The organism is Paenarthrobacter sp. NEAU-H11 (assembly GCF_050573415.1).
GTDB lineage: Bacteria > Actinomycetota > Actinomycetes > Actinomycetales > Micrococcaceae > Arthrobacter.
Genome location: NZ_JBNZGA010000009.1, coordinates 44,629 through 68,945, shown reverse-complemented (window position 1 = coordinate 68,945; position 24,317 = coordinate 44,629). Strand labels below are relative to the sequence as shown.

Annotated in this window: 26 protein-coding genes; 7 read left to right on the top strand and 19 right to left on the bottom strand. The window is 66.8% G+C overall.

What is annotated here, in order from left to right; all coding sequences use genetic code 11:
* The first annotated feature begins 9 nt into the window (after nucleotides 1–9).
* Both ACQ3DC_RS12770 and ACQ3DC_RS12765 read left to right on the top strand, forming a co-directional pair.
* The gene (locus ACQ3DC_RS12770; protein WP_157239946.1) at nucleotides 10–264 is read left to right on the top strand and encodes a hypothetical protein; all 255 of its coding nucleotides are present in this window, start codon (nucleotides 10–12) and stop codon (nucleotides 262–264) included.
* Nucleotides 261–1,250 (top strand): cyclase family protein, encoded by a 990-nt coding sequence (locus ACQ3DC_RS12765; protein WP_430752396.1) that lies wholly within the window; start codon nucleotides 261–263, stop codon nucleotides 1,248–1,250. Before ACQ3DC_RS12770 ends, ACQ3DC_RS12765 begins: the two co-directional genes overlap by 4 nt.
* A 17-nt stretch (nucleotides 1,251–1,267) precedes the next feature.
* On the opposite strand, the gene ACQ3DC_RS12760 is transcribed toward ACQ3DC_RS12765, so the two are convergent.
* The 5 genes from ACQ3DC_RS12760 to ACQ3DC_RS12740 form a co-directional block, all read right to left on the bottom strand.
* Nucleotides 1,268–1,993: an SDR family NAD(P)-dependent oxidoreductase gene (locus ACQ3DC_RS12760; protein WP_430752395.1), complete on the bottom strand. Its 726-nt coding sequence runs from the start codon at nucleotides 1,991–1,993 to the stop codon at nucleotides 1,268–1,270.
* Nucleotides 1,994–2,262: 269 nt separating this feature from the next.
* Nucleotides 2,263–2,835 carry an MOSC domain-containing protein gene (locus ACQ3DC_RS12755; protein WP_321214971.1) on the bottom strand — a complete coding sequence of 191 codons (573 nt, stop codon included), beginning with the start codon at nucleotides 2,833–2,835 and terminating at the stop codon, nucleotides 2,263–2,265.
* Nucleotides 2,832–5,243 (bottom strand): ATP-binding cassette domain-containing protein, encoded by a 2,412-nt coding sequence (locus ACQ3DC_RS12750; RefSeq protein WP_157239942.1) that lies wholly within the window; start codon nucleotides 5,241–5,243, stop codon nucleotides 2,832–2,834. The genes ACQ3DC_RS12755 and ACQ3DC_RS12750 overlap by 4 nt, the downstream gene beginning before the upstream one ends.
* A 24-nt stretch (nucleotides 5,244–5,267) precedes the next feature.
* Nucleotides 5,268–5,690: a VOC family protein gene (locus tag ACQ3DC_RS12745; RefSeq protein ID WP_157239941.1), complete on the bottom strand. Its 423-nt coding sequence runs from the start codon at nucleotides 5,688–5,690 to the stop codon at nucleotides 5,268–5,270.
* Nucleotides 5,678–6,136, bottom strand: a complete 459-nt coding sequence (locus ACQ3DC_RS12740) for a helix-turn-helix transcriptional regulator (protein ID WP_323057924.1) — start codon at nucleotides 6,134–6,136, stop codon at nucleotides 5,678–5,680. Before ACQ3DC_RS12740 ends, ACQ3DC_RS12745 begins: the two co-directional genes overlap by 13 nt.
* Nucleotides 6,137–6,401: 265 nt before the next feature.
* Between ACQ3DC_RS12740 and ACQ3DC_RS12735 the strand changes: the two genes are divergently transcribed.
* On the top strand, nucleotides 6,402–6,776 hold the full coding sequence (locus ACQ3DC_RS12735; protein ID WP_157239939.1) for a CBU_0592 family membrane protein: 375 nt from the start codon (nucleotides 6,402–6,404) through the stop codon (nucleotides 6,774–6,776).
* Nucleotides 6,777–6,814: 38 nt separating this feature from the next.
* On the opposite strand, the gene ACQ3DC_RS12730 is transcribed toward ACQ3DC_RS12735, so the two are convergent.
* Genes ACQ3DC_RS12730 through ACQ3DC_RS12700 form a run of 7 tightly spaced genes read right to left on the bottom strand, consistent with a single transcriptional unit; the run spans nucleotide 6,815 to nucleotide 14,098 of the window.
* On the bottom strand, nucleotides 6,815–7,942 hold the full coding sequence (locus tag ACQ3DC_RS12730) for a Gfo/Idh/MocA family protein (protein ID WP_430752394.1): 1,128 nt from the start codon (nucleotides 7,940–7,942) through the stop codon (nucleotides 6,815–6,817).
* Entirely contained in the window at nucleotides 7,927–8,625 is a 699-nt protein-coding gene (locus tag ACQ3DC_RS12725; RefSeq protein WP_430752393.1) for a ThuA domain-containing protein, read from the bottom strand. Before ACQ3DC_RS12725 ends, ACQ3DC_RS12730 begins: the two co-directional genes overlap by 16 nt.
* Before the next feature lie 54 nt (nucleotides 8,626–8,679).
* Nucleotides 8,680–9,684: a sugar phosphate isomerase/epimerase family protein gene (locus ACQ3DC_RS12720; protein ID WP_430752392.1), complete on the bottom strand. Its 1,005-nt coding sequence runs from the start codon at nucleotides 9,682–9,684 to the stop codon at nucleotides 8,680–8,682.
* 37 nt (nucleotides 9,685–9,721) lie between these two features.
* Nucleotides 9,722–10,912, bottom strand: a complete 1,191-nt coding sequence (locus ACQ3DC_RS12715) for a Gfo/Idh/MocA family protein (RefSeq protein WP_430752391.1) — start codon at nucleotides 10,910–10,912, stop codon at nucleotides 9,722–9,724.
* Nucleotides 10,913–10,924: 12 nt separating this feature from the next.
* Nucleotides 10,925–11,830: a carbohydrate ABC transporter permease gene (locus ACQ3DC_RS12710; RefSeq protein WP_430752390.1), complete on the bottom strand. Its 906-nt coding sequence runs from the start codon at nucleotides 11,828–11,830 to the stop codon at nucleotides 10,925–10,927.
* 1 nt (nucleotide 11,831) lies between these two features.
* Complete coding sequence (locus ACQ3DC_RS12705; RefSeq protein WP_430752389.1) at nucleotides 11,832–12,770, bottom strand: carbohydrate ABC transporter permease; 939 nt, start codon at nucleotides 12,768–12,770, stop codon at nucleotides 11,832–11,834.
* On the bottom strand, nucleotides 12,767–14,098 hold the full coding sequence (locus tag ACQ3DC_RS12700) for an extracellular solute-binding protein (protein ID WP_421093135.1): 1,332 nt from the start codon (nucleotides 14,096–14,098) through the stop codon (nucleotides 12,767–12,769). Before ACQ3DC_RS12700 ends, ACQ3DC_RS12705 begins: the two co-directional genes overlap by 4 nt.
* Before the next feature lie 232 nt (nucleotides 14,099–14,330).
* Between ACQ3DC_RS12700 and ACQ3DC_RS12695 the strand changes: the two genes are divergently transcribed.
* Nucleotides 14,331–15,374, top strand: coding sequence for a LacI family DNA-binding transcriptional regulator (locus ACQ3DC_RS12695; RefSeq protein ID WP_157239929.1), 1,044 nt, complete (start codon nucleotides 14,331–14,333; stop codon nucleotides 15,372–15,374).
* A 43-nt stretch (nucleotides 15,375–15,417) separates the two neighbouring features.
* On the opposite strand, the gene ACQ3DC_RS12690 is transcribed toward ACQ3DC_RS12695, so the two are convergent.
* The gene (locus ACQ3DC_RS12690) at nucleotides 15,418–16,524 is read right to left on the bottom strand and encodes a GTP pyrophosphokinase (RefSeq protein ID WP_323057919.1); all 1,107 of its coding nucleotides are present in this window, start codon (nucleotides 16,522–16,524) and stop codon (nucleotides 15,418–15,420) included.
* 174 nt (nucleotides 16,525–16,698) lie between these two features.
* The gene (locus ACQ3DC_RS12685; protein WP_157239925.1) at nucleotides 16,699–17,025 is read right to left on the bottom strand and encodes a GYD domain-containing protein; all 327 of its coding nucleotides are present in this window, start codon (nucleotides 17,023–17,025) and stop codon (nucleotides 16,699–16,701) included.
* Between the two features lie 120 nt (nucleotides 17,026–17,145).
* On the opposite strand from ACQ3DC_RS12685, the gene ACQ3DC_RS12680 reads away from it, so the two are divergent.
* Nucleotides 17,146–17,997 carry an alpha/beta hydrolase gene (locus tag ACQ3DC_RS12680; protein ID WP_430752388.1) on the top strand — a complete coding sequence of 284 codons (852 nt, stop codon included), beginning with the start codon at nucleotides 17,146–17,148 and terminating at the stop codon, nucleotides 17,995–17,997.
* A gap of 39 nt (nucleotides 17,998–18,036) precedes the next feature.
* A complete protein-coding gene (locus ACQ3DC_RS12675) occupies nucleotides 18,037–18,978 on the top strand; it encodes a carbohydrate kinase family protein (RefSeq protein WP_157239921.1) in 942 nt (313 codons plus the stop codon).
* Nucleotides 18,979–19,147: 169 nt separating this feature from the next.
* Here ACQ3DC_RS12675 and ACQ3DC_RS12670 read toward each other — a convergent pair whose 3' ends face one another.
* The 5 genes from ACQ3DC_RS12670 to ACQ3DC_RS12650 all read right to left on the bottom strand — a co-directional run bounded on the left by ACQ3DC_RS12670 (nucleotide 19,148) and on the right by ACQ3DC_RS12650 (nucleotide 22,951).
* Complete coding sequence (locus ACQ3DC_RS12670; RefSeq protein ID WP_430752387.1) at nucleotides 19,148–20,329, bottom strand: ABC transporter substrate-binding protein; 1,182 nt, start codon at nucleotides 20,327–20,329, stop codon at nucleotides 19,148–19,150.
* Between the two features lie 238 nt (nucleotides 20,330–20,567).
* Nucleotides 20,568–21,224, bottom strand: coding sequence for a VOC family protein (locus ACQ3DC_RS12665; protein ID WP_430752386.1), 657 nt, complete (start codon nucleotides 21,222–21,224; stop codon nucleotides 20,568–20,570).
* A 115-nt stretch (nucleotides 21,225–21,339) separates the two neighbouring features.
* Nucleotides 21,340–21,909 (bottom strand): sulfocyanin-like copper-binding protein, encoded by a 570-nt coding sequence (locus ACQ3DC_RS12660; protein WP_430752385.1) that lies wholly within the window; start codon nucleotides 21,907–21,909, stop codon nucleotides 21,340–21,342.
* Nucleotides 21,906–22,157 carry an SHOCT domain-containing protein gene (locus ACQ3DC_RS12655; RefSeq protein WP_157239918.1) on the bottom strand — a complete coding sequence of 84 codons (252 nt, stop codon included), beginning with the start codon at nucleotides 22,155–22,157 and terminating at the stop codon, nucleotides 21,906–21,908. The genes ACQ3DC_RS12660 and ACQ3DC_RS12655 overlap by 4 nt, the downstream gene beginning before the upstream one ends.
* 113 nt (nucleotides 22,158–22,270) lie before the next feature.
* A complete protein-coding gene (locus ACQ3DC_RS12650; protein ID WP_323057913.1) occupies nucleotides 22,271–22,951 on the bottom strand; it encodes an ArsR/SmtB family transcription factor in 681 nt (226 codons plus the stop codon).
* 106 nt (nucleotides 22,952–23,057) lie between these two features.
* On the opposite strand from ACQ3DC_RS12650, the gene ACQ3DC_RS12645 reads away from it, so the two are divergent.
* Complete coding sequence (locus ACQ3DC_RS12645; protein WP_430752384.1) at nucleotides 23,058–24,314, top strand: MFS transporter; 1,257 nt, start codon at nucleotides 23,058–23,060, stop codon at nucleotides 24,312–24,314.
* Nucleotides 24,315–24,317 lie beyond the last annotated feature (3 nt).

Here is a 24,317-nt window from a genome sequence, read left to right as displayed (position 1 = left end):
AAAAGACACATGCAACCGATCCGAAGGGCCATCGAAGTCCTCTTCGTCCTGACCCTGGCAGTGCTGCTGGCCGGCGGCGTCGTGTTCGTGGCCGGGCAGGCCATCGCCCTGGCGGCCGGCAAAGGCGAGTGGCTGACACTGCTCAACGGCACCATCAAGGCGCCCATCTGCATCGCCGCCTCCATCTGTGCCGTCGCCGGGTTCCTGCTCAGTTACAAACGCCGCCAGGACCAGGATCAGCCCCAGGAAGCGGGGGCACGGTGAGTCCTGCTGCCGAAGACGGACGGCACCCGACGTTCGCTGAACTCCTCCGCCGGGAGGGCGCATTGGCCGGGACCTCCTGGGGCCTGTTTCCGGACCCAACCCGGGGGACGCCGTCGTTCATTACTCCCCAAACGGTGCGGGACGCGCGGGACTGCATCCGGACCGGAACTGCCTTTGGCCTGGACTATCCGGCCGATGCCTTCGACCCGGGCATGTCCCTTAAGCGCAGCGCCCCCCGGCACACCATCTACTCCTCGCACCCGGCCCACCGCGACGATTATCTTGACGGGTACTACCTGCAGGGATCCAGCCAGATCGACGGGCTGCGCCACCGCCGGGCGGACGACGCCGGCTTCTACAACGGCACGCCCGATGACCGCATCAGCGAGGGCACGCCGGACCTCGGCATCCAGGAATGGGCGGACAGTCCCATTGTGGGGAGGGGAGTGCTGGTGGACCTGGCCGGGTACCGCGCCGGGCAGGGCGCCCCGATCGACCATGCCGCCGGGGAACCCCTGGGCCTTGACCTGATCGAGGGGGCGATGGCCGCCCAGTCCATAGACCTCCGGCAGGGCGACATCCTCATGCTGCATACGGGCTGGTGCGAATGGTTCCTTGGCCTGCAGCCGGAGGAGAAGCAGCGCATGCGGGACAGCAGGCGGGCAACGGGCGTGGCCCAGTCCGAGGAGTTCGTTGCGTGGGCATGGGACCGCCGGCTCGCGCTCCTGGCGGCGGACAATTTTGCCCTCGAATGCCTGCCCGCACTGCCCGCCAGCCCTTACCGCGATTCAGCACCGAACGACCACGGCATGATGCACCAGCAGCTGCTGGCCAAGCTGGGCTTGCCGCTGGGGGAACTGTGGCGGCTGGGTCCGCTGACCCGGCACATGCGGGCTGCCGGCCAGTGGGACGCCTTCATCACCGTCAAGCCACTGAACATCACCGGCGGAACCGGATCACCCGCGAACGCCACTGCGGTGATGTGATCCCGGCGGGCCTTGGGTCAGGCCAGGCGCTCCCCGGTGATCCGGGCCAGGTGGTCCAGGAGTTTGTTCTGGAACGCCTCGTCGTGGACGGCCGGGTGCGGGTCTTGCCGGTGCTGGTGGAACCAGCACCCGCCATTCGTGAGCGCCGCCGGATCCTCGCTGGTGGCCAGCCACTCCTGCGTCAAGTGACCGAGCCGGAGATCGTCCGGGGCGCCGGCGCCGCCCATCCGGGTGGGCACCCAGCCGGGGTCCACGGCGTTGCTGAGGACGTCCGGCCATAAACGGGCGACGGCGGCCGCCAGGGCCGTGAGGTAAAGCTTGCTGTCCGAGTAGGTCACCGTCCGGGCGCCCCGGTCGAGTTTCCCGAGCTCGGCGCGGCCGCCGCGGTGCATGCCGCTGCTGACATATATCAGCCGGCGCGGGCGGTGGATGAGTGCGGTGAGGAGGTAGGGGGCCACGACATTGACGTTGAAGACGTCCGGGCCGTGCAGCACTCCCGCGTTATGGATGACGGCGTCCACCGGCCCCACCCGGTTGACTTGTTCGGCGACGTCCCGCGACTGCCCCAGGTCGGCCAAGTCGCCAACAACGGCGACGGCGCCGTGGCCCAGGAGGTCCTGGACTGCGCCAAGGCGGGCAGCGCTGCGCACATGCACGACGACGTCGTGGCCCTCGTCCAGCAGCGCCCCGGCAGTGTGCCGCCCCAGCCCGTCAGCTGAACCGGTGATGAATATGCGCGGCACTATCCCTCCAGCAGTTGTTCATTGTTCCGACGGCGATGTTCCCGCGTCCGTGGAATGCGGGCATGTTCCAAGGCTATGACGGTTGCTGCGGGCAAGGGGTGCCCTGCCAGGACCCGTTGTGCAATCAGATGTGCTGCGCTGGCCACCTGTCAGGGCGTCACGCAAAACACGCTTTTGGGGAAAAGGCGGGGGCGGCGGCGCGGGTTTCCGCGGCCCCGAGGCCGTGGTGGGCCAAAAGCGTGCCGTGTGTGACGCCGTCGGAAGTCCAGCTACGGCAGCCGGCCGGGCCGCAGCAGGCTCGGCACGCCAGCCTGCCCGGGGTCCAGCGGAACGGGGCTGACCAGGACCGCCGGGCCCCGGTACAGGGTGCCACTCGACAGGGCGCGGCAACGGATCCCGCCCCTGCCTCGCATGGCGGCATGGCCTCCCGGCGCCAGCACCTCGTTCATCCAGGCGCAGGGGTGTGCGGGACGCCCGCCGTGGAGCCCAACCCGGGAACCGCCGGACTCCAGGGTGAAGTCCTGCCCCAGCAGCGGAGCGAGGTGCGCTCCGCGGAGGATCACGTTCCGGCGGGTGGCCAGGGGATCAAACGGTCCGGCCCCAAGTTCCGCGGCCATGGCTTCCAGGGCCTCGACGGCGAACAGCGTCACTGCGGCGTCCATGTGGGCGGCTTTTCCGAAGAACCGGTCGCCCGCGATGCCCTTGCCCGCCACCACTTCGGCGGCCTGGGCGTCGAACGTCGGCACCTCCGCGGCGCCGTCCCGGGCCCGTCCGAAGTAGGCGTGCCCCGGTGACACCAGCAGGTGCAGGATCTGGACGTCGTACCGGTAGGTCTCCGTCATGCCACCTGCGAACCAACGTAAGCGGCCAAATGCTTGCCGGTGAGCGTCGAGGCGTCGGCCACCAGCCCAGCCGGCGTGCCCTCGAAAACGATCCGGCCGCCGTCGTGCCCTGCTCCCGGACCCAGGTCGATGAGCCAGTCGGCGTGCGCCATCACCGCCTGGTGGTGCTCGATGACAATCACGGACTTGCCGGAGTCCACCAGCCGGTCCAGCAGGCCCAGCAGGTTCTCCACGTCGGCGAGGTGCAGGCCGGTGGTGGGCTCGTCCAGCACGTAGACGTCGCCTTTCTCCGCCATCTGCGTGGCGAGCTTGAGCCGCTGGCGCTCGCCGCCGGAAAGGGTGGTGAGCGGCTGGCCGAGGCTGAGGTAGCCCAGCCCCACGTCGTCGAGCCGGTCCAGGATGGTCCGGGCCGCCGGCGTTTTGGCCTCGCCCTCCGCGAAGAAGGCGGCGGCCTCCGTCACGGACATGGCCAGCACGTCGGCAATGTTCCGGCCGCCGAGGGTGTATTCAAGGACGGAAGCCTGGAACCGGCGGCCTTCGCAGTCCTCGCACGGTGACTCGACCGTGGCCATGACCCCCAGCTCGGTGAAGATAACGCCGGCGCCGTTGCAGGTGGGGCACGCGCCCTCGGAGTTGGAGCTGAACAGCGCGGGCTTCACGCCGTTGGCCTTCGCGAACGCCTTGCGGATGGGCTCCAGCATGCCGGTGTAGGTGGCGGGGTTGCTGCGCCGGGAGCCGCGGATGGCACCCTGGTCGATGACCACCACGCCCTCGCGCTTGGCCACCGAGCCGTGGATCAGCGAACTCTTGCCCGAGCCGGCCACACCCGTAACTACCGTCAGGACGCCCAGGGGGATGTCGACGTCGACCGCCTGCAGGTTGTGCGTGGACGCGCCGCGGACCTCCAGCGCCCCCGAAGCCTTCCGGACGGCGTCCTTCAAGGACGCGCGGTCCCCGAGGTGCCGGCCGGTAATGGTGTCGCTGGACCGCAGGCCCTCCACGCTGCCCTCGTAACAGACCTCGCCGCCTTGGGTGCCGGCGCCGGGACCGAGGTCGACGACGTGGTCCGCGATGGTGATCATTTCCGGCTTGTGCTCCACCACCAGGACGGTGTTGCCTTTGTCCCGCAGCTGGAGCAGCAGCTGGTTCATGCGCTCGATGTCGTGGGGATGGAGGCCGATGGAGGGCTCATCGAAGACGTACGTGACGTCCGTGAGCGAAGAGCCCAGGTGCCGGATCATCTTGGTGCGCTGGGCCTCACCGCCGGAGAGGGTGCCGGCGGGCCGGTCCAGGCTGAGGTAGCCCAGGCCGATGTCGGAAAAGGAGTCGAGCAGGTGCTGGAGGCCCTTGAGCAGGGGAGCCACGGAGGGGTCCTTCAGGTCCCGGATCCACCCGGCCAGGTCGCTGATCTGCATCTGGCACAGCTCGGCAATGTTCTTGCCGTTGATCTTCGAGGACAGCGCCTGCCGGGTCAGCCGGGTCCCGTGGCACTCCGGGCAGGTCTGGAAGGTCACCGCGCGTTCCACGAACCGGCGCACGTGCGGCTGCATCGCCTCCGGGTCCTTGGACAGCATGGACTTCTGGATCTTGGGGATGATCCCCTCGAAGGTCAGGTTGACGCCCTCCACCTTGATCTTGGTGGGCTCCGCGTAGAGCATCGTGTCCAGCTGCTTCTTGGTGAACTTGGAAATCGGTTTGTCCATGGGGAGCGCCATGCCCTCGAACAGGCGCCCGTACCAGCCGTCCATGGAGTAGCCCGGAACAAGCAGGGCGCCCTCGCTCAGGGACTTTTCGTCGTCGTACAGCGCTGTCCGGTCAATGTCGCTGACGTTGCCCATCCCCTCGCACCGCGGGCACATGCCGCCGAGGTAGACGGCCTGCTGGACCACGGCCTTTTCCACCCGCCCGCCCTTCTCCGTGGACATCACGCCGCTGGCCTTGCGCGTGGGCACGTTGAAGGAGTAGGCGGTGGGCGGGCCGACGTACGGGGAGCCGAGCCGGCTGAAAAGGATGCGGAGCATCGCATGGGCGTCCGTGGCCGTCCCAACGGTGGAGCGCGGGTTGGCGCCCATCCGCTCCTGGTCCACGATGATCGCCGTCGTGAGCCCTTCCAGGAAGTCCACCTCGGGCCGGGCCAGCGAAGGCATGAAGCCCTGGACGAACGCGCTGTAGGTTTCGTTGATCAGGCGCTGCGACTCTGCGGCGATGGTGGCGAACACCAGCGAGCTCTTGCCGGAACCGGAGACACCGGTGAACACGGTCAGCCGGCGCTTGGGCAGCTCGACGCTGATGTCCTTGAGGTTGTTTTCCCGCGCGCCCTGCACGCGGATGAGGCCGTGGGTGTCCGCGATGTGCACGCCATTTCTTTCGGTATGGGCTTGGGTATGGGTCCCGGTGTCGGTGCTCATGCGTCTCCCTGGGCTCGCTGCGGCTTACTGCTGCTGGTTGATGCGGACGGTGTTTCCGGCCGGGTCGCGGAACGCGCAGTCGCGGATTCCGTACGGCTGGTCCACCGGCTCCTGGACCACGTCCGCCCCGGTCGCCTCCACTTTTGCGAAGGCTTCGTCCACGTTCGGTGCGGACAGGATGACGGTGGCGTAGGTGCCCTTGGCCATCATCTCCGCGATGGTCCGGCGCTCGTCATCGGTGATGCCGGGGTCCACGGCCGGCGGGTGCAGGACGATGGACACGTCCGGCTGGCCGGCGGGTCCCACGGTGATCCAGCGCATGGTGCCGCGCCCAACGTCGTTGCGGACCTCGAAGCCCAGGGCGTCGCGGTAGAACGCCAGCGAGGCGTCCGGATCGGTGTGCGGAAGGAAGCTAGAGGAAATGCTGATGTTGTTCATGGCAGCCATGCTAGTTGCGGCTCCGGCGCGGACGCTTCTCGATTCCTGACCGGTTTGGTGACCTGTTTCGCCACGCACGCGGGGATGCCCGCCGTCGACATCGCCGCCTCCTGTTTGTACACGCTGGGCGGCATTCCCACGAGTTCCGTGAAGCGTGTGCTGAACGTCCCCAGCGAGGAACAGCCGACGGCGAAGCAGGCCTCCGTGACGGAAACGTCGCCACGGCGAAGGAGCGCCATGGCCCGTTCAATGCGCCGGGTCATCAGATAGCTGTAGGGGCTTTCCTGGTAGGCGAGCTTGAACCTGCGGCTCAGGTGCCCGGCCGACATGTGGACCCCCCGGGCCAGGGATTCGACGTCCAGCGGCTGCGCATACTCCCGGTCGATCCGGTCCTTGACGCGGCGGAGGTCCCTGAGTTCGCGCAGGCGGGCATCGGAGAGGGGGCTGGTGGTCACCTTTCAGATGGTGCTACGCGGCGGGGGAGTTGTCCAGAGCGCGAAAAACCGGGCTTCGGGCGATAAAAGCACGCCCCCTCCGCAGAGTATGATTATCCCGCCGACCAACAAATGAGGTCCTCGCCCGCTTGCGGGCTCGAGTAAACGGTTTGTCCGGCAACGCCTGATCCAGCCAGCAGTGGCCTCCGGCAAAAGACACCCCGAAAACCCCGTCAACAACCTTGCCCGGCCTCTGCCTGCCGGGCACCGCCCTTGAGAGGTCTCCATGGAACTGCTGTGGGAAATTGCCGGCTGGGCCGGTGCGGTTGCCATCCTCAGTGCCTACCTTGCCGTTTCCATGGGCTGGATGAAGGCCGGCAGGGGTTTCCAGACGGCGAATCTCCTGGGTGCCGTGGCCTTCATCATCAACGGATCCGTCCACGAAGCATGGCCATCCGTGGTCACGAACGTGGCCTGGTTCCTCATTTCCGCCATTGCGCTTCTGCGCATGCGCCAGGCGGACCGGCCGCCGGTGACGCCCGAAGACGCTCCGCAGGTCCAATTCCCCGGCGTCCCGGACACCACCGGCCAGCTCGCTGTTGTTGAGGTTCTTACCGGCTCCGTCCACGGCGACGACGACGGGCACCGCCCCCTTCGCTGACCGCACGACACTCGCCGCCCGATGAACAACGGAAAGGCCTAGGGAGCAGCTTCCTGGGCCTGGAGGACGTCCACGTCAGTGGCCAGGACGGCCAGTTCCACGCTTGCCGGCCGCTCAACCGTGCTGTTGATGCGTACTGCCGTGCCGCTGTGCGCTGACTCGAGCACGGATTCCATGACATCGAGGGCGTGGTAGGCCATGGCCCCGCCCGCGCGTGGCTCGGAGCCTTCAGGGGTGGAGGCGAGGTCGGCGATGCCGAAGCCTCTGCCGGAATCGACGTAGCCGGCGGACACGGGAAGGGTCTCCCAGTCCTCTGCCCCGAGGGAAAACAGCTGGACGTCGCCGTCGAAGTGGTTCGGGTCCGGCACCACCAGCGATCCGCGCTCCCCGTGGATCTCGATGTTCGGGGACTGGGACTTGACGGCGTCAAAACTCATGAAGAGCGTGGACAGCGCGCCGGAGGCGTGCACCAGGACACCGGTGACATGGGAATCGATGTTAACGGGGACCTTTTCGCCCTGGCGCGGTCCCGAACCGATGATGCGTTCGTTGCGCGTATGGCTCGCCGCGCCGATGACCGAGACCACGGGACCCAGCAGGGTGACCAGGGCGGTGACGTAGTAGGGGCCCATGTCCAGCAGCGGGCCGCCGCCGGGCTGGTAGTAGAAGTCCGGGTTGGGGTGCCAGCGCTCATGGCCCGGGGTCACCATGGTTGCCGACGCCGAGATGGGGGCGCCGATCAGCCCGTCGTCGATCGCCTTGCGGGCGGTCTGGATGCCGGTGCCCAGTACGGTGTCAGGAGCACAGCCGACGGCGACGCCCGCCTCGCGCGCCGCGTCCAGCACCTGGCGCGCCTCCGCAGTGGTGGCGGCGAGGGGCTTCTCGCCGTAGACGCTCTTTCCGGCCGCGATGGCCTTCAGCGCCACCTCCGCGTGCGCGGCGGGGATGGTCAGGTTCAGGACCAGTTCGACGTCGTCCGCAGCGAGGAGCTCGTCCACGGAGATGGCGCGGACACCCTCGTACTGCTCCGCCACGGCTTGGGCGCGTGCGGGATCCAGGTCCGCCACGGCCACCAGGTCGATCTGTCCGAGTTTGCGGAAGTTGGTGAGGTACTGCGCGATGATGGCTCCGCAGCCAATGATTCCGACTTTCAACGGCTTGCCCACAGCAGGCCCCTTTCGATGATGGTGCGGACGTTGGCGTCCTGGAGGATTTCGACCCGGTGGCCGGGGGTGGCAACGAAGATGCGGCCTTTGCCCCACTGGCGGGTCCAGATGGCGGGGGAGGTGACTTCGCGGTTCCAGGGGTCCCACTCCCGGACCTTCTGGGTGGTGGTGGCCAGGACGTCGATGTAGTCGTCGGAGAGCACCCAGTACTGCTCGGTGACCAGGTCGAAGTCGGAGATGCCCTTGGTGATCGGGTGTTCCGCGGCGGCCGGGAGCATGTTGACCGTGTAGGGGACGTAGTTGTCCGACTGCTCGCCGACGCATTCGTCCGGGTGTTTGCCGGGGTGGCAGGCGAACTGGCCGCCGATCAGGTGCAGGTAGTCGGAGTTGTTGCGGTAGGAATCGGCGATGCCGCCGTGCCAGCCGGCCAGGCCCGTGCCGTTTTCGACGGCGGCCCGCAGCCCGGCGAACTCGTCCTTTTCGATGGTGGTCATGGTCATGCACTGCATGATCAGATCCACCCCTGCCATGTACTCGGCATCGGCGTACACCTTGGGGGATTCCTCCACGCGGACGTCGTAGCCGTTGTCCTTGAGGTAGGGGATGAAGAGCTCGGTGGCCTCGTACGGCTGGTGGCCGTCCCAGCCGCCGCGGACCACCAGGGCGTTCTTGCGATCTGTCATGTCGGGGTTTCCTTTTGTTTGGCTTCCGGCCCCGGAGGGCCGGCGAAAAATGGGTCAGCGGCTGGCGAAGGCGGCGTCGAAAGCGGCTGCCGGCGGGGCGATGCGGGCGAGTTCCTTGACCATGGCCAGCGCCTGCGGTGCGCCGACGAGCCGGTCCATGCCGGCGTCCTCCCACTCGATGCTGGTGGGGCCGTCATAGCCGATGGCGTTCAGGGTACGGAAGATCCTGTTCCACTGGACGTCACCGTGCCCTGCGGTGACGAAGTCCCAGCCCCGGCGGGGGTCAGCCCATGCCAGGTGGGAGCCCAGGCGCCCGTTGCGGCCATCGAGCTGGCGGACCGATTCCTTGACGTGCACGTGGAGGATGTGGTCGGCGAAGTCCTGGAGGAACATCACCGGATCCAGGTCCTGCCAGATGAAGTGGGACGGGTCGAAGTTCAGGCCGAAGCCCTTGCGGTGCCCGATCGCCTCCAGGGTGCGCTTGGCGGTCCAGTAGTCGTAGGCAATTTCGGACGGGTGGACCTCCAGCGCGAAACGGACGCCCACCTCGTCGAAGACATCCAGGATGGGGTTCCAGCGGTCCGCGAAGTCCTGGTAGCCGGCGTCGATCATTGCCTCGGAGGCGGGCGGGAACATGGCCACCGCCTTCCAGATGGACGATCCGGTAAAGCCCGTTACCGTCTTGACGCCCAGGCGCGCGGCGGCCCGTGCGGTGTCCTTCATGGACTCCGCGGCGCGGCGCCGGACACCTTCGGGGTCGCCGTCGCCCCAGATCCCAGCGGACAGGATGCCCTGGTGGCGCTCGTCGATGGGGTCGTCGCACACGGCCTGTCCGGTGAGATGGTTGGCGATGGCGAAGACCTGCAGGTTGTTCTTCTTGAGGATGTCCAGCCGGCCCTGGAGGTAGTTGTCGTCCTCAGCCGCCCGGCGGGGGTCCAGGTGGTCGCCCCAGCAGGCGATCTCCAGCCCGTCGAAGCCCCACTCGCCGGCCAGCCGGGCCACCTCCTCGAAGGGCAGGTCGGCCCACTGGCCGGTAAAAAGCGTGATTGGTCGTGTCATCAGGGTTCCTTGGTTGTACTGTCGCTTGCGGCGATGCTCAGACTTTTTGCCACTGGCTGGAATTGGCGGCGCTGGACTCCACGGCCGCGAGGACCCGCTGAACCTGCAGGGCATCGGCAAAGGACGGTTCGGGCTGGCGGCCTTCACCGATGGCGGTGACGAGGTCCACCACCTGGTGGGTGAAGCCGTGCTCGTAGCCGAGGCCGTGGCCGGTGGGCCACCAGTTGCCCACGTACGGGTGCTCGGGTTCGGTGACGAAGATTTTCCGGAAGCCGGCGTCCGGGGACTCGGCCGCGTCGTAGAAGGACAGGACGTTCATGTCCTCGAAATCGAAGGCGAGGGAGCCTTTGGTGCCGTTCAGTTCCAAGCGCATGGCGTTCTTCCGGCCCAGCGCGTACCGCGTCGCCTCGAAGACCCCTATGGCACCTGCGGAGGCGCCGCCGTCGAACTTTGCGCTGAAGATGGCCGCATCATCCACGGTGACCTTCCCGCGGGGCGCGTCGCCGCTGAGGTCGCCGTGGCCGCCCAGGCCCACGAGGTCGCCGGCCAGCGGGCGCTCGGGAACGAACGTTTCGAGCAGCGCCGAGACGCCGGTGATGTCCTGTCCGGTGACCCACTGGGCCGCATCGATGCTGTGCGCCCCGATGTCGCCGAGGGATCCTGATCCGGACTTGCTCTTGTCCAGCCGCCAGGTCATGGGGGCATTGGCGTCGGAGAGCCAGTCCTGCAGGTACTGGGCCCGGACGTGGCGGATCTCGCCCAGCCTGCCCTGCTCCACGAACCGTTTGGCCAGCGCCAGGGCAGGGGTGCGGCGGTAGCTGAAGCCGCACATGGACATGACTCCCTGCTTGGCGGCGGTCTCCGCGGCGAGGGTCATCCGCTCGGCCTCCTCCACGGAGTTGGCCAGCGGCTTCTCGCACAGCACGTGCTTGCCGGCCTCAAGGGCGGCGGTGGCGATCTCGGCGTGCGTGTCGCCGGGGGTGCAGATGTCGATCAGGTCGATGTCGTCGCGTTCGATCAGGCGGCGCCAGTCCGTCTCCACCGAGTCCCAGCCAAGCTTGTCCGCTGCGGCCCGCACGCCGTCGGCGTTCCGGCCGGCGACGGCGGTGAGCCGGGGCTGCAGCGGCAGGTCGAAAAACCGGGGAGCGGTGCGCCAGGCGTGGGAGTGGGCTGCACCCATGAAGGCGTACCCCACCATGCCGACGCGAAGGGGCTTGGGTTGTGTCATCGGAAGTCCTTTCTATTTGCTGAAGCCGGCGGTCAGGCCGCTGAGCAGCTGCCGGCGGCCCACCACGTAAAGCACCAGGATTGGCAAGGTGCTGAGCACCACCGAGGCAAGCACAGCCGGGATGTTGACGCTGTATTCGCCCTGGAAGGTCCACAACGCCAGGGGAAGGACGCGCAGTCCCGGGCTCTGGGTGAGGACCAGCGGAAGCAGGAATCCATTCCAGACGTGCAGGCCGTTGTAGATGGCGACGGTCACGATCGCGGGGCGGGTCAGCGGCAGGGCAAGCCGCCACATGGTCTGCCATTCACTGCAGCCATCAAGCCGCATCGACTCGAACAGTTCGTTCGGGACGTCGCGGATGAAGTTGGACAGGATCAGTACGGTCAGCGGGATGGCAAAGGCAATGGAGGGAAGCATGAGCGCCAGCAGGCTGTCGTAAAGGTTCAGCCGGATGATCATCAGGTAGATGGGGATGATCGTTGCCTGCAGCGGGATCGCCAGTCCCATCAGGAACACACCGTTGACCAGCTTGAGGAACCGGCCCTTGCCCCGGACAATCGCGAACGCGGCCATAAAGGAGACCAGTACCGTCGGAATGACAGCACCCAGCGTGACGATGGTGCTGTTCATGAAGTACTTCGCGAAATCCGCCTCGAGGACCAGCTGGTAGTTTTCCAGCGTCGGGGCGGTGGGAAGCGCCAGCGGATTCTGGCCGAAGTACCCTTCCTGGGTCTTCAGGCTGGTGATTACCACGTAGTAGACCGGAATGATGATGATGGCCAGCCAGAGCCAGCCGCCGAGGCCTGCCGGGAGGTTCAGCCTCCTCATCCGGGATCCCAGCCCCCGCTTTGGCGCGGTGGAGTTGGTCCGGGAACCGGCGGGAACTTCCTCGGTGCTGCTTTTCAGGACGATGCTCACCCTACATACCTTCCAATTGGCTGCCCTGCTTGTCCTTGCCTCCAAGGCGCTGGAGGAACAGGGCGAGTGCAAGGCCGATGAGTACGAGAATGACGGCGATGACGCTGGCCGGCCCCATGAGGTTGGCCCGGAAGCCCCGCAGGTACATGTCCAGGGCCAGGATCCGCGTGGAGTTGCCCGGGCCGCCGCCGGTGAGGACGAAGATCAGGTCGAAGTACGTCAGGGACCCCACCACCATCAGGGTGGAGGAAGTGATGATGGTGTACTTCAGCTGGGGAAGGGTGATGTGGAAAAACTGCTTGATGGTTCCCGCCCCGTCGATCTCCGCTGCTTCGTAGAGTGACTTGGGAATCTGCCGCACCCCGCCCTGGTAAATGAGCGTATGGAAGGGGACGAACTGCCAGGCGATCACGAAGATGACCAGGCCCAGGGCCAGATGCGGGACTCCCAGCCAGTCCTGGGCCAGGAACGGCAGGCCGAGGCCCGTGGCCAGGCCGAAGTTCGGGTCCAGCAGGGCTTTGAAGGCGATCGCGACTGCTGCTGAGGAGAGCAGCAGCGGCAGAAAATACAGCACCGCAAGGGCCGCCCGGTAGCGCTGGCTTCCGGCGGTGAAGACTCCCAGAAGGAGGCTGATGGGAGTCTGGACCAGCCAGGACGCGATCATGATCAGGAAGGTCAGCCCCAGGGCGTTGTACAGCCCGGGATCCGCCAGCACCGAGAACCAGTTACCCAGCCCTGCTGATCCGATGGCACCGATGCCGTCCCAACTGGCGAAGCTGAGGATGAGTACACCGGCCAGCGGCACGACGGCGAAAACCAGGAAGAAGAACAGAGCAGGAACTGTCAGCCACGCGAGGGCCGCATTTCGCTGTCCGCTTTGCCCAGCGCCGGTTCTGGCGTCGGCCTCAGTCCTGCGCGCGGTGGAGACGGCGTTACTCATTTCCCGAGGGTGCCGTTCATGTTCTCAGCGAACTGCTGAGGGGTGATCGACTTCAGGAACAGCTGGTCGATGTTGTTCAGCAGCGTTTCGGCGGCGGTGGGGCTTAGCGCCTGGTCCCAGGACTGCTGGAAGTTGGGAGCGTTCTTGGCCAGATCGTAGACAAAGTTCAGGAAGTCCTTGTCCGGGGATGTGTTGAGTTTGCTTTCGATCCCGTTGACGATCGGGACGGAACCGGAATTGATGTAGGTGTCGATGACCGTCTCGGTCAGGATCCCGTCCTTGAAGAACTTCTTCGCCGTCTCCTTTTCCTTGTCTGTGGCCTTGGAGGAGATCGACATGTACGCGGCGGGGTTTCCCACGCCGTTCTTTGGGTCGCCCTTGCCGCCTGCAACGGTGGGGAACTGGACGAAGCCCAGTTTCCCGTCCTGGACGAAGTTCTGCCCATTCTTCTTCATGGCTCCGTAGGTCCATGAACCGTGCAGCATCATGGCGGCCTTGCCCGTGAACAGCAGGGCCTGGTCCGCATTGGAATCTGCCGCGATGGAGGAGAAGCCCTTGATGAACCCGTCCGCGGAGACGAGCTCCTGGATCTTGGTGCCGGTTTCGATGACGGCGGGATCCATCCAGGCATTGGGCTTGCCTTCGAAGATGGCGGTGAAGACTTCGTCGCCCCCGATGCGGTCAAGCAGGTATTCAAGCCACATCATGGAGGTCCAGCGCGACTGTCCACCGAGTGAGAAGGGAGCCACGCCCATGTCGTTGAAGGTTTTGACCAGAGACATGACGTCGTCCCAGGTCTTCGGCGGCTGGACGCCGGCCTTCTCGAACAGTTCCTTGTTATAGAACAGGACGATCGGGGCGACGTACTGGTTGGGCAGGGCGTAGATCTTCCCGTTGACGGTGGCTGCGCCGAATGAGGCGGGGAAGAACTTCTTCTGCAGATCCGGATTGTCATTGAGCCAGCTGGTCAGGTCCTCTACCTGGTTGGCCTCGGCATACGTCTTCAGGGTGCCGCCGCCCCAGCCGTAGATGATGGTGGGGGCCTGGCCGGCGCCGATGGCCGTTTTGATTTTGGTTTTGTAAGCGTCGTTCTGGAAGTAGGTTACGGCGATCTTGTCGTCAGGGTTTGCCGAACTGAAGGTGTCCACGGCCTTCTGCATGGTGGTCTCGTTCGGCTGACCGGACAGGTACCACATGCTGGCACCGCCTCCGCCGCTGCTGGAGGTCCCCGGTCCTGACGTCCCGCACGCCGTGGCGGTCATGGCGGCGAAGGGAGTGAGGGCAGCAAGGGCGAGGAAAGAGCGGCGGGAGGTCTGGGATTGCTTCATTGCTTCTCCATCTGAAAATGCTTCGTTGCAAAGGTTGTGGGGGTGTGAGCGGCGCACACTTTCGAAATATTTCGAGCAGGTGATTTAGGTCACGCTCTAAACTAAAGCTCAACACCATGGGAGTCAAGAGGCGCATGAAAGTTCTTTTGCGGGTCACTTGAGGGTTCCTTGACGTGGCTGGCCGGATTCCAGAGAATGTATTCACCGAAACTTTTCGAAAGGCTGCAAACCCATGGCATCGAAGATCGCTGAGCGGGCGAGGCCAACGCTCGCCACCGTGGCCCGGCAGGCCGGTGTTTCTGCGCCGACGGTGTCCAAGGTTGTCAACGGCCGCGAGGATGTGTCGCCGGAAACCCGGGCCCGCGTGCTGGCCGTCCTGGAGCAGGCCGGGTATCAGTCCCCGCTGCAGCGCCGTGCCGCCGGGGAAACCGGCACGGTGGTTGAGGTGGTCATCGATGTCCTCGATTCCGCGTACACCATCCAGGTGCTCAACGGCGTGCTGCAATCCGCGGCCGATGCCGACGTCGAGATTCTCGTCAGCGTCACCGGTCCCGCGAGCCAGGGCCGGCGCAGCCCCGAGCGCCGCGCGCAGCGCATGGTGGACGAGGGCAGGGCCGGAATGATCGTGGTGACCTCAGCCTTCAGCGAGACGCAACTGCACCCTTTCCGGCGCCGCCGGATTCCCGTCGTCGTGATTGACCCGCTGAACCCGCCCTCCGCTGACGTGGTCAGCATCGGTGCCACCAACTGGGCCGGCGGCAAGGCAGCCACGGAGCACCTGCTGGAGCTGGGGCACCGCCGCATCGCGTACATCGGCGGCATAGAGAAGGCCGAATGCAACCAGGCTCGGCTGCACGGCTACATGGCCGCACTCATGGCGCACGGCGTGCCGGTGGACCCGCAGTACATCTATTCCGGCGGCAGGTTCCGCCGGGAAAGCGGCGTCAAAGGCCTGAAGGCGCTGCTCGAGCTGGACAAGCTTCCGACCGCGATCTTCGCCGGCAGCGACACCATCGCCCTGGGCATCCTCGGTGAAGCGGGCCGGCACGGCATCCGGGTTCCCGAAGACCTAAGCCTTATCGGCTTTGACGGTACAAACCAGGGCGAGGAGTCCGTGCCTTCATTGAGCTCCGTAGCCCAGCCGCTGGAGGAGATGGGGCGGGCAGCGCTGCGGTCTGTGCTGCGCCAGGCGCGGGGGGAAGTCCTGGATTCGCACCGCGTTGAGCTGGCCACCCATCTGATTGTCCGCGATTCCACGGCGCCGCCCGCCGCCTGAGCTGCGCAAACCCCTGCGCGGGGGTCCCAGTGAGCGCCGAGCCCTACTTCTTGGTGAGCCGGTATCGCTCGATCTGCCTCAGGCGCCGCATCAGGCTGTCGCGCCGGGGGTGCGGGACGGTCTCGGCCGCCTCTGCCGTGAGGTCAATGTGCCTGGTGCCGTACTGCCATAGCAGCAGGTCGTCGAGCAGCCGGTCGGGACCGGGGGAGTAGCGGTGGTCCAAGGCCTTGCGGACCTCGGTGATCCGGTTGGCGCTGAGCAGCCCGGCCAGCTGCATGGTCTGGTTCAGGCCGTGGGCTGCGAGGAGTTCCGCCGCCCAGCCCCAGTCATCGTCCACTTTGCGGTCAACGTGGGGAAGCAGCGTGCGCCACACGTCGCGGATCCGGTTGGGCGTCAGCGGTGCCGCCCCTTCGCCGTCGGCATCCCAGAAACCGCGGACTTCCTCGTAGCGCTCGTGCAGGTCGGCGAACGCGGTCTCCACTGTTTCCAGCATGGCGGCCGTGGCCGTGAACTGCCGGTCGAAGTGGGGTGTCCAGGCCCGCGGGTCCTCGGCCTTGAAACGGATATCATGCTCGATCTCGCTCCACGCGTGGGCGAAAATGGTGCGGATCTGGCATTCGAAGAAGTAGCTGCCGTTGGGCACGGCATCCGGGTTGAAGACCGACTGGTACTCCTTGACGGCCTCGTTCTGGATGGTGCGCAGGATCAGGTGCCGGCTGGAGTACCCGTAGGTGCCCGATTCGATGGAGCCGATGTCCTTTTCCCGGTCCCCGCGGCAATCGAAGAGCTGCCGCTGGTGCTTGATGATGTTGGCCACCAGGGCATTCTCTGCGGGCAGCTTGGTGATCACCCGGATGCCCACCATGTCATTCAGGGTCCGGAACGGGTCAGGGAACTTGAGGACAGGGGGCGCGCCCGGCTCCAGGGGTTGCTCGATCCGGGAGATCTTCTCCTTGAACGATTCCACGGTCTTGGTGCGGCCCGTGACGAACAGCGGCGTGACCTCGGAGTCCTTGAGCATGTCCCGAAGCGTCAGCAGGACATCCCGGGTGACCAGCTTCAGGGCAGGGCGGACCCGCTCATAGATCTCCACGTTCTGCTCCACGGATTCGCGGAGGCTCGCATCCAGGCTGTCCCAATGACTCGGCATGGTTCCAGCTTACGGCGGAGGCCCGGCCGTGATCCCCGCACCGCCGTCGCTCCTTCACCGCGTTGCCCGGCGCCGGCTTGCGATTCCAGCGATTGCTCCGTACCTGCCGTTTTCACGCGCCAAAAGGGCCGGTACGGAGCAGTCGATGAAGGGGAGGCGTGCCGGGCGGGGTCCTCAGGCGCCCGGAGGCTGGTATTTGATCTCGGCCGCCTTCTGCAGGGCTTCAATGGTCTCCTCGACGCTCATCAGTACCGTGGTTTCGAATGAACTCAGGGCGCCGCCCCCGCTGATGGCCAGGGCCACCGCCGCCATGGACACGTTGTCCGGCGCCTCCCAAAGGTTGTAGCCATCGTGGCTGCCGAAGGCGTACCAGAACCCATGGAGCTTTCCGCCCACCGATTCGATGTACGCCTGGGCAGCTTTCCGCCGGTCTTCCGGGTTGTTGATCAACCGGCCCCAGGTCTCCGGCGTGTAGCTGAACCTTGACAGATAGAGCGGCATTTTTCCGATCCTTTCGGTCGGTGGAACGGAGGTAAGGTCCACCCAGAGTGGCACTGTGCTGCCCGTCCGGCAATGGCCTGTGTTGAGGCCCGGCAATGCACTGCGCGGTACGCTCGGCAGATGGCAAAGCGGCATAGGTATCACTACGGCGATGACCCCAGCCAGTGGGGCGAACTGTTCCTTCCCGAAATGCCAAAAGGGGCGGCCCACCGCGGCGTGGTGGTGGTGATCCACGGCGGCTACTGGCGGTCAAAGTACGGTGCCGAACTGGGGGAGCCCCTGGCCGCGGACCTTGCCGGGCACGGGTTCGCCGCGTGGAACCTCGAGTATCGCCGGGCGGGCAACGGCGGGGGCTGGCCGCACACTTTCTCGGACATCCTTGCAGGCATCGACAAGCTCCGGGAGCTCGCAGGGCCCCACGCCCTTGATTTGGGCAAGGTGGTGGCGCTGGGCCATTCCGCCGGCGGGCATCTCGCAGTGTGGGCGGCGGCCCGGGACCGCCTGGGCCGCCTGGGGCTGGAGGCCGAGCACCGCGAGGCCGGCGCCAGCCCCGACGGCGCCAGCCCCGACGGCGCCAGCCCCGACGGCGTCCGCCTCGCCGGCGTGGTCAGCCAGTCCGGCGTGCTCAACCTCGCGGCAGCGGAGGAACTGAACCTCAGCGATGGTGCCGTGGCCAACCTGCTGGGCGGGCCGTCGTCGGACTTCCCCGGCCGGCACAGGTACGCGGACCCGATGGCCGCGTTGCCGCTGAGCGTCCCCGTCTATGCCGTGCATGCAACGGACGACGCCGACGTGCCGCTGGGCATGTCAGCGTCCTATGTGGAGGCGGCCAGGTCCGGGCCGGCTCCCGCGAGGCTGGTCACGGTGCCGGGGGACCACTTCGCGCTGATCGATCCATCAACGGAGGCGTACGCGAAGTGCCGGGAGCTGGTGGGGGAGCTGCTGCACTGGGCTGAGCGTCATCGTGCTTAGCAACGTGCCGGCCGGCCTCTCCTCTGGCAGAGTATGAGCATGCTCACAGTTATTGGCGAAGGCCTCGTTGACGTTGTCCAGCGCGCCTCCGGAATCGAAGCCCACGTAGGCGGCAGCCCCCTGAATGTCGCAGTGGGCCTGGCCCGCCTCGACCACCCGGTGCAGTTCATCGGGCGGTACGGCCGGGACGCCTACGGTGACTCCGTCGCGGCGCACCTGCGCGCCAGCTCCGTGATGCTTCCCATGGGGCCGGATGACCTACCCACCAGCGTGGCCACCGCACTGATTGACGACGACGGCGCCGCCACCTACACGTTCGACCTCACCTGGCAGCTCCCCGGCATCGCCGACCGGCTCGCGTTCATGCTGCAGGGAACCACCCTGCTGCACACGGGATCCATAGCAACAATGCTGGCGCCGGGCGCCACCGAGGTGCTCGCCGCCGTCGAATTCGCCCACCCGCACGCCACCATCAGCTACGACCCCAACTGCCGGCCCAGCATCATCAGCGATGTTGACTATGCCCGCCGCCACGCGGAAAAGTTCGTGTCCCTCGCCGACGTGGTGAAGGCCTCGGATGAGGACCTGGCCTGGCTCTACCCAGGGCAGGATGTGCTGGAATCGGCGCGCAAGTGGCTGGCCCTTGGCGGGGAGGAGGGGCCGGCGATGGTGGTGGTTACGCGCGGCGCCGAAGGGCCCTGGGGGGTGTGCCGGGCGGGCGAGGCGCAGGTGCCGGCTCCCAAGGTTGTGGTGGCGGATACCGTGGGCGCGGGCGATTCCTTCATGGCCGCGCTCCTGTCCGGCCTGGTGGACCGCGGCCTGGACGGAGCCCAGAACCGGAAGGACCTGCGCGAACTCCCGGCGGAGGGGCTGGAGGAACTCCTGGCTCATGCAGCGAAGGCCGCCGCTGTCACGGTGTCCCGGCCCGGCGCAAACCCGCCGACCCGGGCTGAGCTGAACGGGGTGCCTGCGGAGGATTAGGCCGGATCATCGGTTGCTCCGATCAAGTATCCCTAACTGATACCTGCAGACTGCGACGCTCTCTCACTTAATGCGCTTAAACGGCCAGCGCTCTCTCACTTTCTAAAGGAAAGTGAGAGAGCGCTGGCCATGATGGCGCATTAAGTGAGAGAGCGTGTTGGTTGGGGTCCTAGTCCTTGCCGAGCCCCGCGGCCGAGGTCTTCTCGCCGGACAAGCTGTTGAGCGCCCGCAGGTCGAAGATACCGTTGATGTCCGCCTGCTTGGTGGTTCCGGCGGTCACCCCGTCAGCCAGGAGCTTTTGGTAGGTTCCGGCCAGCGGATCCACGGTGAACACGATGTTCTTCAGCGACCGGTCGATCACGTCGGCCTTCAGCTCGGCGCCGGCGGCTTCCCTGAGTGCGGCGTTGATGACACTGGCCTTCTCGCCGTCGGCTGCCCCGTTCAGCCACTCGACCGACTTCACATGGCCCTTCAGGAGTGCCTTCACGGTGTCCGGGTGGTCTGCGGCAAACTTCTGGTTCACGATCAGGATGGTGGTGGGGAACTCGCCCGGCTTGCCGGACAGCGAGCCGTCCCAGAGGTCCTTCTCGTCCACCAGGACCTTCGCGCCGGCGGTCAGCACCAGGCGGGAGGCCCAGGGCTCAGGCAGCCACGCGCCGTCGAGCTTTCCGTCCTGGAACAGTTTCAGGGTCTGGGCGTTCTCGGTGGGGTTGATGGCGACGTCGCCGCTGCCGTCCACGTTCGTCTTGTAGCCCTGGGAGGCCAGCCAAGCGCGGAGGGCAACGTCCTGGGTGCCGCCGAGCTGCGGGGAGGCGAGGGTCTTGCCTTTGAGGTCCGCCGCGGAGTTGATCTCCGGCTTGACCACCAGCTGGGCGCCGCCGGCGGCAGCGCCGGCGATGATGTTGATCGACTCGCCGCCGCTCTTGACGTACGAGTTGATGGCGGGGTTGGGGCCGATGTAGGTGGCGTCGATGGCGCCGGCGTTCAGGGCCTCGATGGCTGCCGGCCCGGCGTTGAACACCTGGGTGCTGAGCTTGGTGTCGCCCAGTTCGCCGGCAATGTAGCCCTGGCTGACGCCCACCAGGGCGGGGGCGTGGGTGACGTTGCCGAAGTAGCCAAGCTTCAGTTCGGCAGCGGGGTTGCCGGAGGGGGCGGTTTCCTGCACGGCAGCGGGAGTGCCGCCGCTGTTCACCGCCGCGGCGACGGCGGCACCTCCGCCCACCAGGGCGAGGAGCGCAGCGCCGATCCCGATCTTCTGGCCGAGGGAACGCTTGGGAGCGGCGGACTGTCCGGCCACGATGCGGGTGGAGCCTGGCTGGCTCCGGGGGCTCTTGTTCGAGGGGTCTGACACTGGGAATTCCTTTGCTGGGGCGGATGCTGAGACGAGATTACGGAGCACCCGGCAGCGCCACAATCATTCCCGTAGCGGGCGTTCACGGAAGGTCGCGAACGCTCAACAGGACGTAGCCCGGCGTCAAGAAACGTCGCGGGACGTCTTCCGTGGCCCGGCAGGATTGCCTACGCAGCCCTGATGAGTGGAGCTCGCTGAGGACCCGCCGCAGCCCGGCTGCGGTGGTAACGGGGTGTGGTCAGCCCGTGTCCAAGGTCACGTCGCCCAGCGGCGTGGACAGCACGGCGCGCAGCGCCGGGGCCGCGGCATATGCCACGCCCGGGAGCGCCAGCAGCTGGCGCACCGGCGGCGGCAGGCCGCCCAGCTGCAGCTCGCGCAGCGCGACGCCGCTGGTCGCCATGCGCGCGGTGGGATGCGTGCCGTCCCACTGGATCAGAGTCGGCAACGCGCCGCCGAGCTGCAATGCGCCGTCGTCGCGCACCAGGATCCGCCAGGCCAGCCTCCCCTGCAGCGTCTCGCGAGACATGGCCAGCGGCTGCCCCGGGTCGATCCCGACATTGACGAGACCTTCTCGGTGCAGGCCGAGCATGCGGGTGCGCGCCACCAGGTGCACCAGGCGCGGTGCATCGCCGATGCGCTGCTGCAGTGCCGGATCGTCGAGGCCGAACCAGCGCCGGCGCGCTGGCGGCGAAGCTTCCGGATCGATCGCGATGATCTCGAAGTACGCGCCCGGGAACGCAGCCGACGCGATGCTGAACACCCGGTTGTGCGTGCCCATCAGCAGGTGCTTGCCACCCGGCCCGGGCGTGATGCCGAGCGTGGCCTCGCACCAGGCCACGCCCTGTTCCAGGCTGGTCGCGGCGACGACGAGGTGATCGACTTCGGCGCTGCTCACAGGCCCTCCTTTACGCGGTTACAGGTCACGCGATAGCCGCCGATCCGGGTGCCGTCGGCTCCGGTCACCGCACGCAGCCGCCGTTACGTGCGGCCATCTGCGGGCGTTTGCCGGTTTAGGTGACGGTCAGCTGGGTGTACATCCCGGCCCAGTAGTGGCCCGGCAGATTGCAGACCAGTTCATATCTTCCGGGCTTCAGGTCAAGGGTGATCCATCCGGCAGCGGACGGGAGGATTCCGTTGCCCTCGCCTTCGGCGCAGGTGGCGGCGGCCTCGGCCAGGCTGCCGGCCTCGTCGATTTTCCCGTCCCGGCCGACCGGGCGGGTTCCGGCGATCTGGGTGTCCGCCAGCGGGATGATCATCATTTCATGAGGGATATTGCCGGCGTTGGTGACCAGGAAGGACACCTCGCCGCTCGTCACGGTGGACCGGTCGGCGGTCAGCTGCATGCTGCGCCGCATCATTCCGCGGCCGCCCATCATGGGGCCTCCCATATCGGATGCCGTGACATGGATGACCGCGCCCGGGAGCCTGGGCGGAGTGCACCGGGAGGTTCCAGGGAATCCGTAACCGCCCGGTGCCACCCCGCCGTTCATGAACACTATGGCCGTCATGGACGCGGCCGTCAGGACAAGGGCCGCGAGGATACCGAGCAGGACCTGCCCCCTGAGGGACCGGGTTTTCACGGTTTCCGTCTCAGCACGGCGCGGCGTTCATTGAACTCGGTGGCGTCAATCTCCCCCCGTGCGAAGCGTTCGTTGAGGATCCGCTCAGGATCGTCGTGCGGGGGCCCGTAGGATCGCCAGGCGCCGGGCTGCCCGCCGCGGATCAGGAGGATGACCACCGTCACCACGCCTCCCCAGAACAGCAGCATCATTAGCGCCATGGCCACCCAGCCGCCGATTCCCCCGTCGCCGTACCATCCGTACATCATGCCCGGACCTCCCTTTCTGTAGTTGTGACTGCTGCTTGCTTTCACCATTGCCTGTGGAGCGTCCAGCGAACAGGGTCCTTGGTCACGAGGGAGGCGCCTGCGCGCGCAGTTTTCTAGGCGGCCGAGCCTGCCTCGACCGGCAGGCCGCCGATGCGCCATTCAAGCATTCCTTCGTGCAGGCGCCGGGCACGGCGGCCGGCTGCGTGCAGCAGGGCCACGGCTTCGTAGGCAAGGACGCAGTAGGCGCCCCGACAATAGGCCACGACCTCTTGGTCCCCGGGCAGTTCGGACAGCCGGTCGCTGAGCTCCTCCAGCGGGATGGAGATGGCCCCGGGGATATGGGCGGCGTTGTATTCCTCGTTCGGGCGCACGTCGAGGACCGTTGCGGTTCCAGCCCGGGCGCGGGCGAGGAGCTCTTCGCGGCTCATTTCCTCCTCATCTCCCCGGCGATCTCCAAGTTCCAGATAAGCGACGCGTTTGGGTTCGACGCCGGCCACGTGCTCCTGCGCAACGGATCGAAGCAGGCTGTAGAGCCGCAGGATGTCGGGACCGGCGAGGTCGTAGTGGATTCGGTTGCCGTCCCGCCGGGTGGTTACCAACCCGGCTTGTCGAAGGGTTTGGAGGTGCGCCGAGGCCGTGCTTAACCCCAGCCCGGCGGCGGCGGCCAAGGTTTCCACGCTCCGTTCCCCCTGGCTGAGCAGGTCCAGCAGTTCCAGCCGCTTGCCGTTGGCCAGAGCCTTGCCTACCCGGGCGAACTCCTCGAAGAGTTCAGATTTCCTTGCCTTGTCGCCCACTTACTCCTCCAGACATCCATGTAATACTGGAACAAATACTATTCCACGTTTTCTTGGAATGCCAGCCTATTGCCGGTCCACCACCGGCACGGAAGGACCGTGCGCCATGGGCATCCGGGACGTGACCACGCTGGGCCTGCGGCAGAACCTGGCCCAGTTCATGCTCCTGGTCGCCGTCAACGCCCTTGTTGGCGGCACCCTCGGCCAGGAACGCACGGTGCTTCCGCTGCTGGCAGGGCAGGTCTTCCATCTGGACCTCTATACCTCCGCGCTCACCTACATCCTGGCGTTCGGCGCGGCCAAGGCCGGCACCAACTACTTCGCCGGCACCCTCTCGGACCGCTACGGCCGCAAACCGGTCCTGGTCGGCGGCTGGCTTGTCGCGCTGCCGGTGCCGCTGATGCTCATATTCGGAACTTCCTGGGCGTGGATCGTCGCGGCCAACGTGATTCTGGGCGTCAGCCAGGGCCTGACCTGGTCCACCGCCGTCGTGATGAAAATGGACCTCGTCGGACCGTCCCGGCGCGGCTTTGCCATGGGCTTGAACGAAGCGGCGGGCTATCTCGGCGTGGCCGCCACCGCCCTGGCCACCGGGTACATCGCCGCCGCTTACGGGCTGCGGCCGGGTCCGTTCCTGCTCGGCGCCGCTTACATTGCCCTGGGCCTGGGCCTCTCGGTCTTTGCTGTGAAGGAGACCCGGAACCACGCCCGGCTGGAGGCCGCGAACCACGTTTCCGCCCACGCCGGCGCCCACGGGAGGCTGAGCAACGGGGAAATCTTCACCCTCACCAGCTTCCGGGACAGATCCCTGTCTTCGGTCAGCCAGGCCGGGATGGTCAACAACCTCAACGACGGCCTCGCCTGGGGACTCTTCCCCGTCCTGTTCGCCGCCGCGGGACTCACGATCGAGAAGATCGGCATCCTTGCCGCCGTCTACCCTGCGGTCTGGGGCGCAGGCCAGCTCGTCACCGGGGCACTGTCGGACAAATACGGCCGCAAATGGCTGATTGTCGGCGGTATGCTCCTGCAGGCCGTCGCCTTGGCGATGATCGCCGTCGGCCAGGACTTCGGGATCTGGCTTGCCGCCGTCGTTCTCCTCGGGGCCGGAACGGCCATGGTGTACCCGACCCTGCTCGCCGCCGTCAGCGACGTCGCACACCCGGAATGGCGTGCTCGCTCAGTGGGAATCTACCGTCTGTGGCGCGACGGCGGCTTCGCCGTCGGAGCCCTCCTTGCCGGCGTCCTCGCCGACGCCTACGGGATCCCCGCGGCGGTCGCGGTCGTCGGCGCTGTCACAGGGGCGTCCGGCGTCGTGGTGGCGGTCCGCATGCGGTCAACGGACCATCACCGGCAGACGGCCTAGAAA

Coding starts and splice junctions, on each gene's coding strand:
- ACQ3DC_RS12770 (WP_157239946.1), top strand. CDS start 10: ATGCAACCGATCCGAAGGGCCATCGAAGTCCTCTTCGTCCTGACCCTG.
- ACQ3DC_RS12755 (WP_321214971.1), bottom strand. CDS start 2,835: ATGACGGAGACCTACCGGTACGACGTCCAGATCCTGCACCTGCTGGTG.
- ACQ3DC_RS12750 (WP_157239942.1), bottom strand. CDS start 5,243: ATGAGCACCGACACCGGGACCCATACCCAAGCCCATACCGAAAGAAAT.
- ACQ3DC_RS12745 (WP_157239941.1), bottom strand. CDS start 5,690: ATGGCTGCCATGAACAACATCAGCATTTCCTCTAGCTTCCTTCCGCAC.
- ACQ3DC_RS12735 (WP_157239939.1), top strand. CDS start 6,402: ATGGAACTGCTGTGGGAAATTGCCGGCTGGGCCGGTGCGGTTGCCATC.
- ACQ3DC_RS12725 (WP_430752393.1), bottom strand. CDS start 8,625: ATGACAGATCGCAAGAACGCCCTGGTGGTCCGCGGCGGCTGGGACGGC.
- ACQ3DC_RS12720 (WP_430752392.1), bottom strand. CDS start 9,684: ATGACACGACCAATCACGCTTTTTACCGGCCAGTGGGCCGACCTGCCC.
- ACQ3DC_RS12715 (WP_430752391.1), bottom strand. CDS start 10,912: ATGACACAACCCAAGCCCCTTCGCGTCGGCATGGTGGGGTACGCCTTC.
- ACQ3DC_RS12705 (WP_430752389.1), bottom strand. CDS start 12,770: ATGAGTAACGCCGTCTCCACCGCGCGCAGGACTGAGGCCGACGCCAGA.
- ACQ3DC_RS12700 (WP_421093135.1), bottom strand. CDS start 14,098: ATGAAGCAATCCCAGACCTCCCGCCGCTCTTTCCTCGCCCTTGCTGCC.
- ACQ3DC_RS12695 (WP_157239929.1), top strand. CDS start 14,331: ATGGCATCGAAGATCGCTGAGCGGGCGAGGCCAACGCTCGCCACCGTG.
- ACQ3DC_RS12690 (WP_323057919.1), bottom strand. CDS start 16,524: ATGCCGAGTCATTGGGACAGCCTGGATGCGAGCCTCCGCGAATCCGTG.
- ACQ3DC_RS12685 (WP_157239925.1), bottom strand. CDS start 17,025: ATGCCGCTCTATCTGTCAAGGTTCAGCTACACGCCGGAGACCTGGGGC.
- ACQ3DC_RS12680 (WP_430752388.1), top strand. CDS start 17,146: ATGGCAAAGCGGCATAGGTATCACTACGGCGATGACCCCAGCCAGTGG.
- ACQ3DC_RS12675 (WP_157239921.1), top strand. CDS start 18,037: ATGCTCACAGTTATTGGCGAAGGCCTCGTTGACGTTGTCCAGCGCGCC.
- ACQ3DC_RS12655 (WP_157239918.1), bottom strand. CDS start 22,157: ATGATGTACGGATGGTACGGCGACGGGGGAATCGGCGGCTGGGTGGCC.
- ACQ3DC_RS12645 (WP_430752384.1), top strand. CDS start 23,058: ATGGGCATCCGGGACGTGACCACGCTGGGCCTGCGGCAGAACCTGGCC.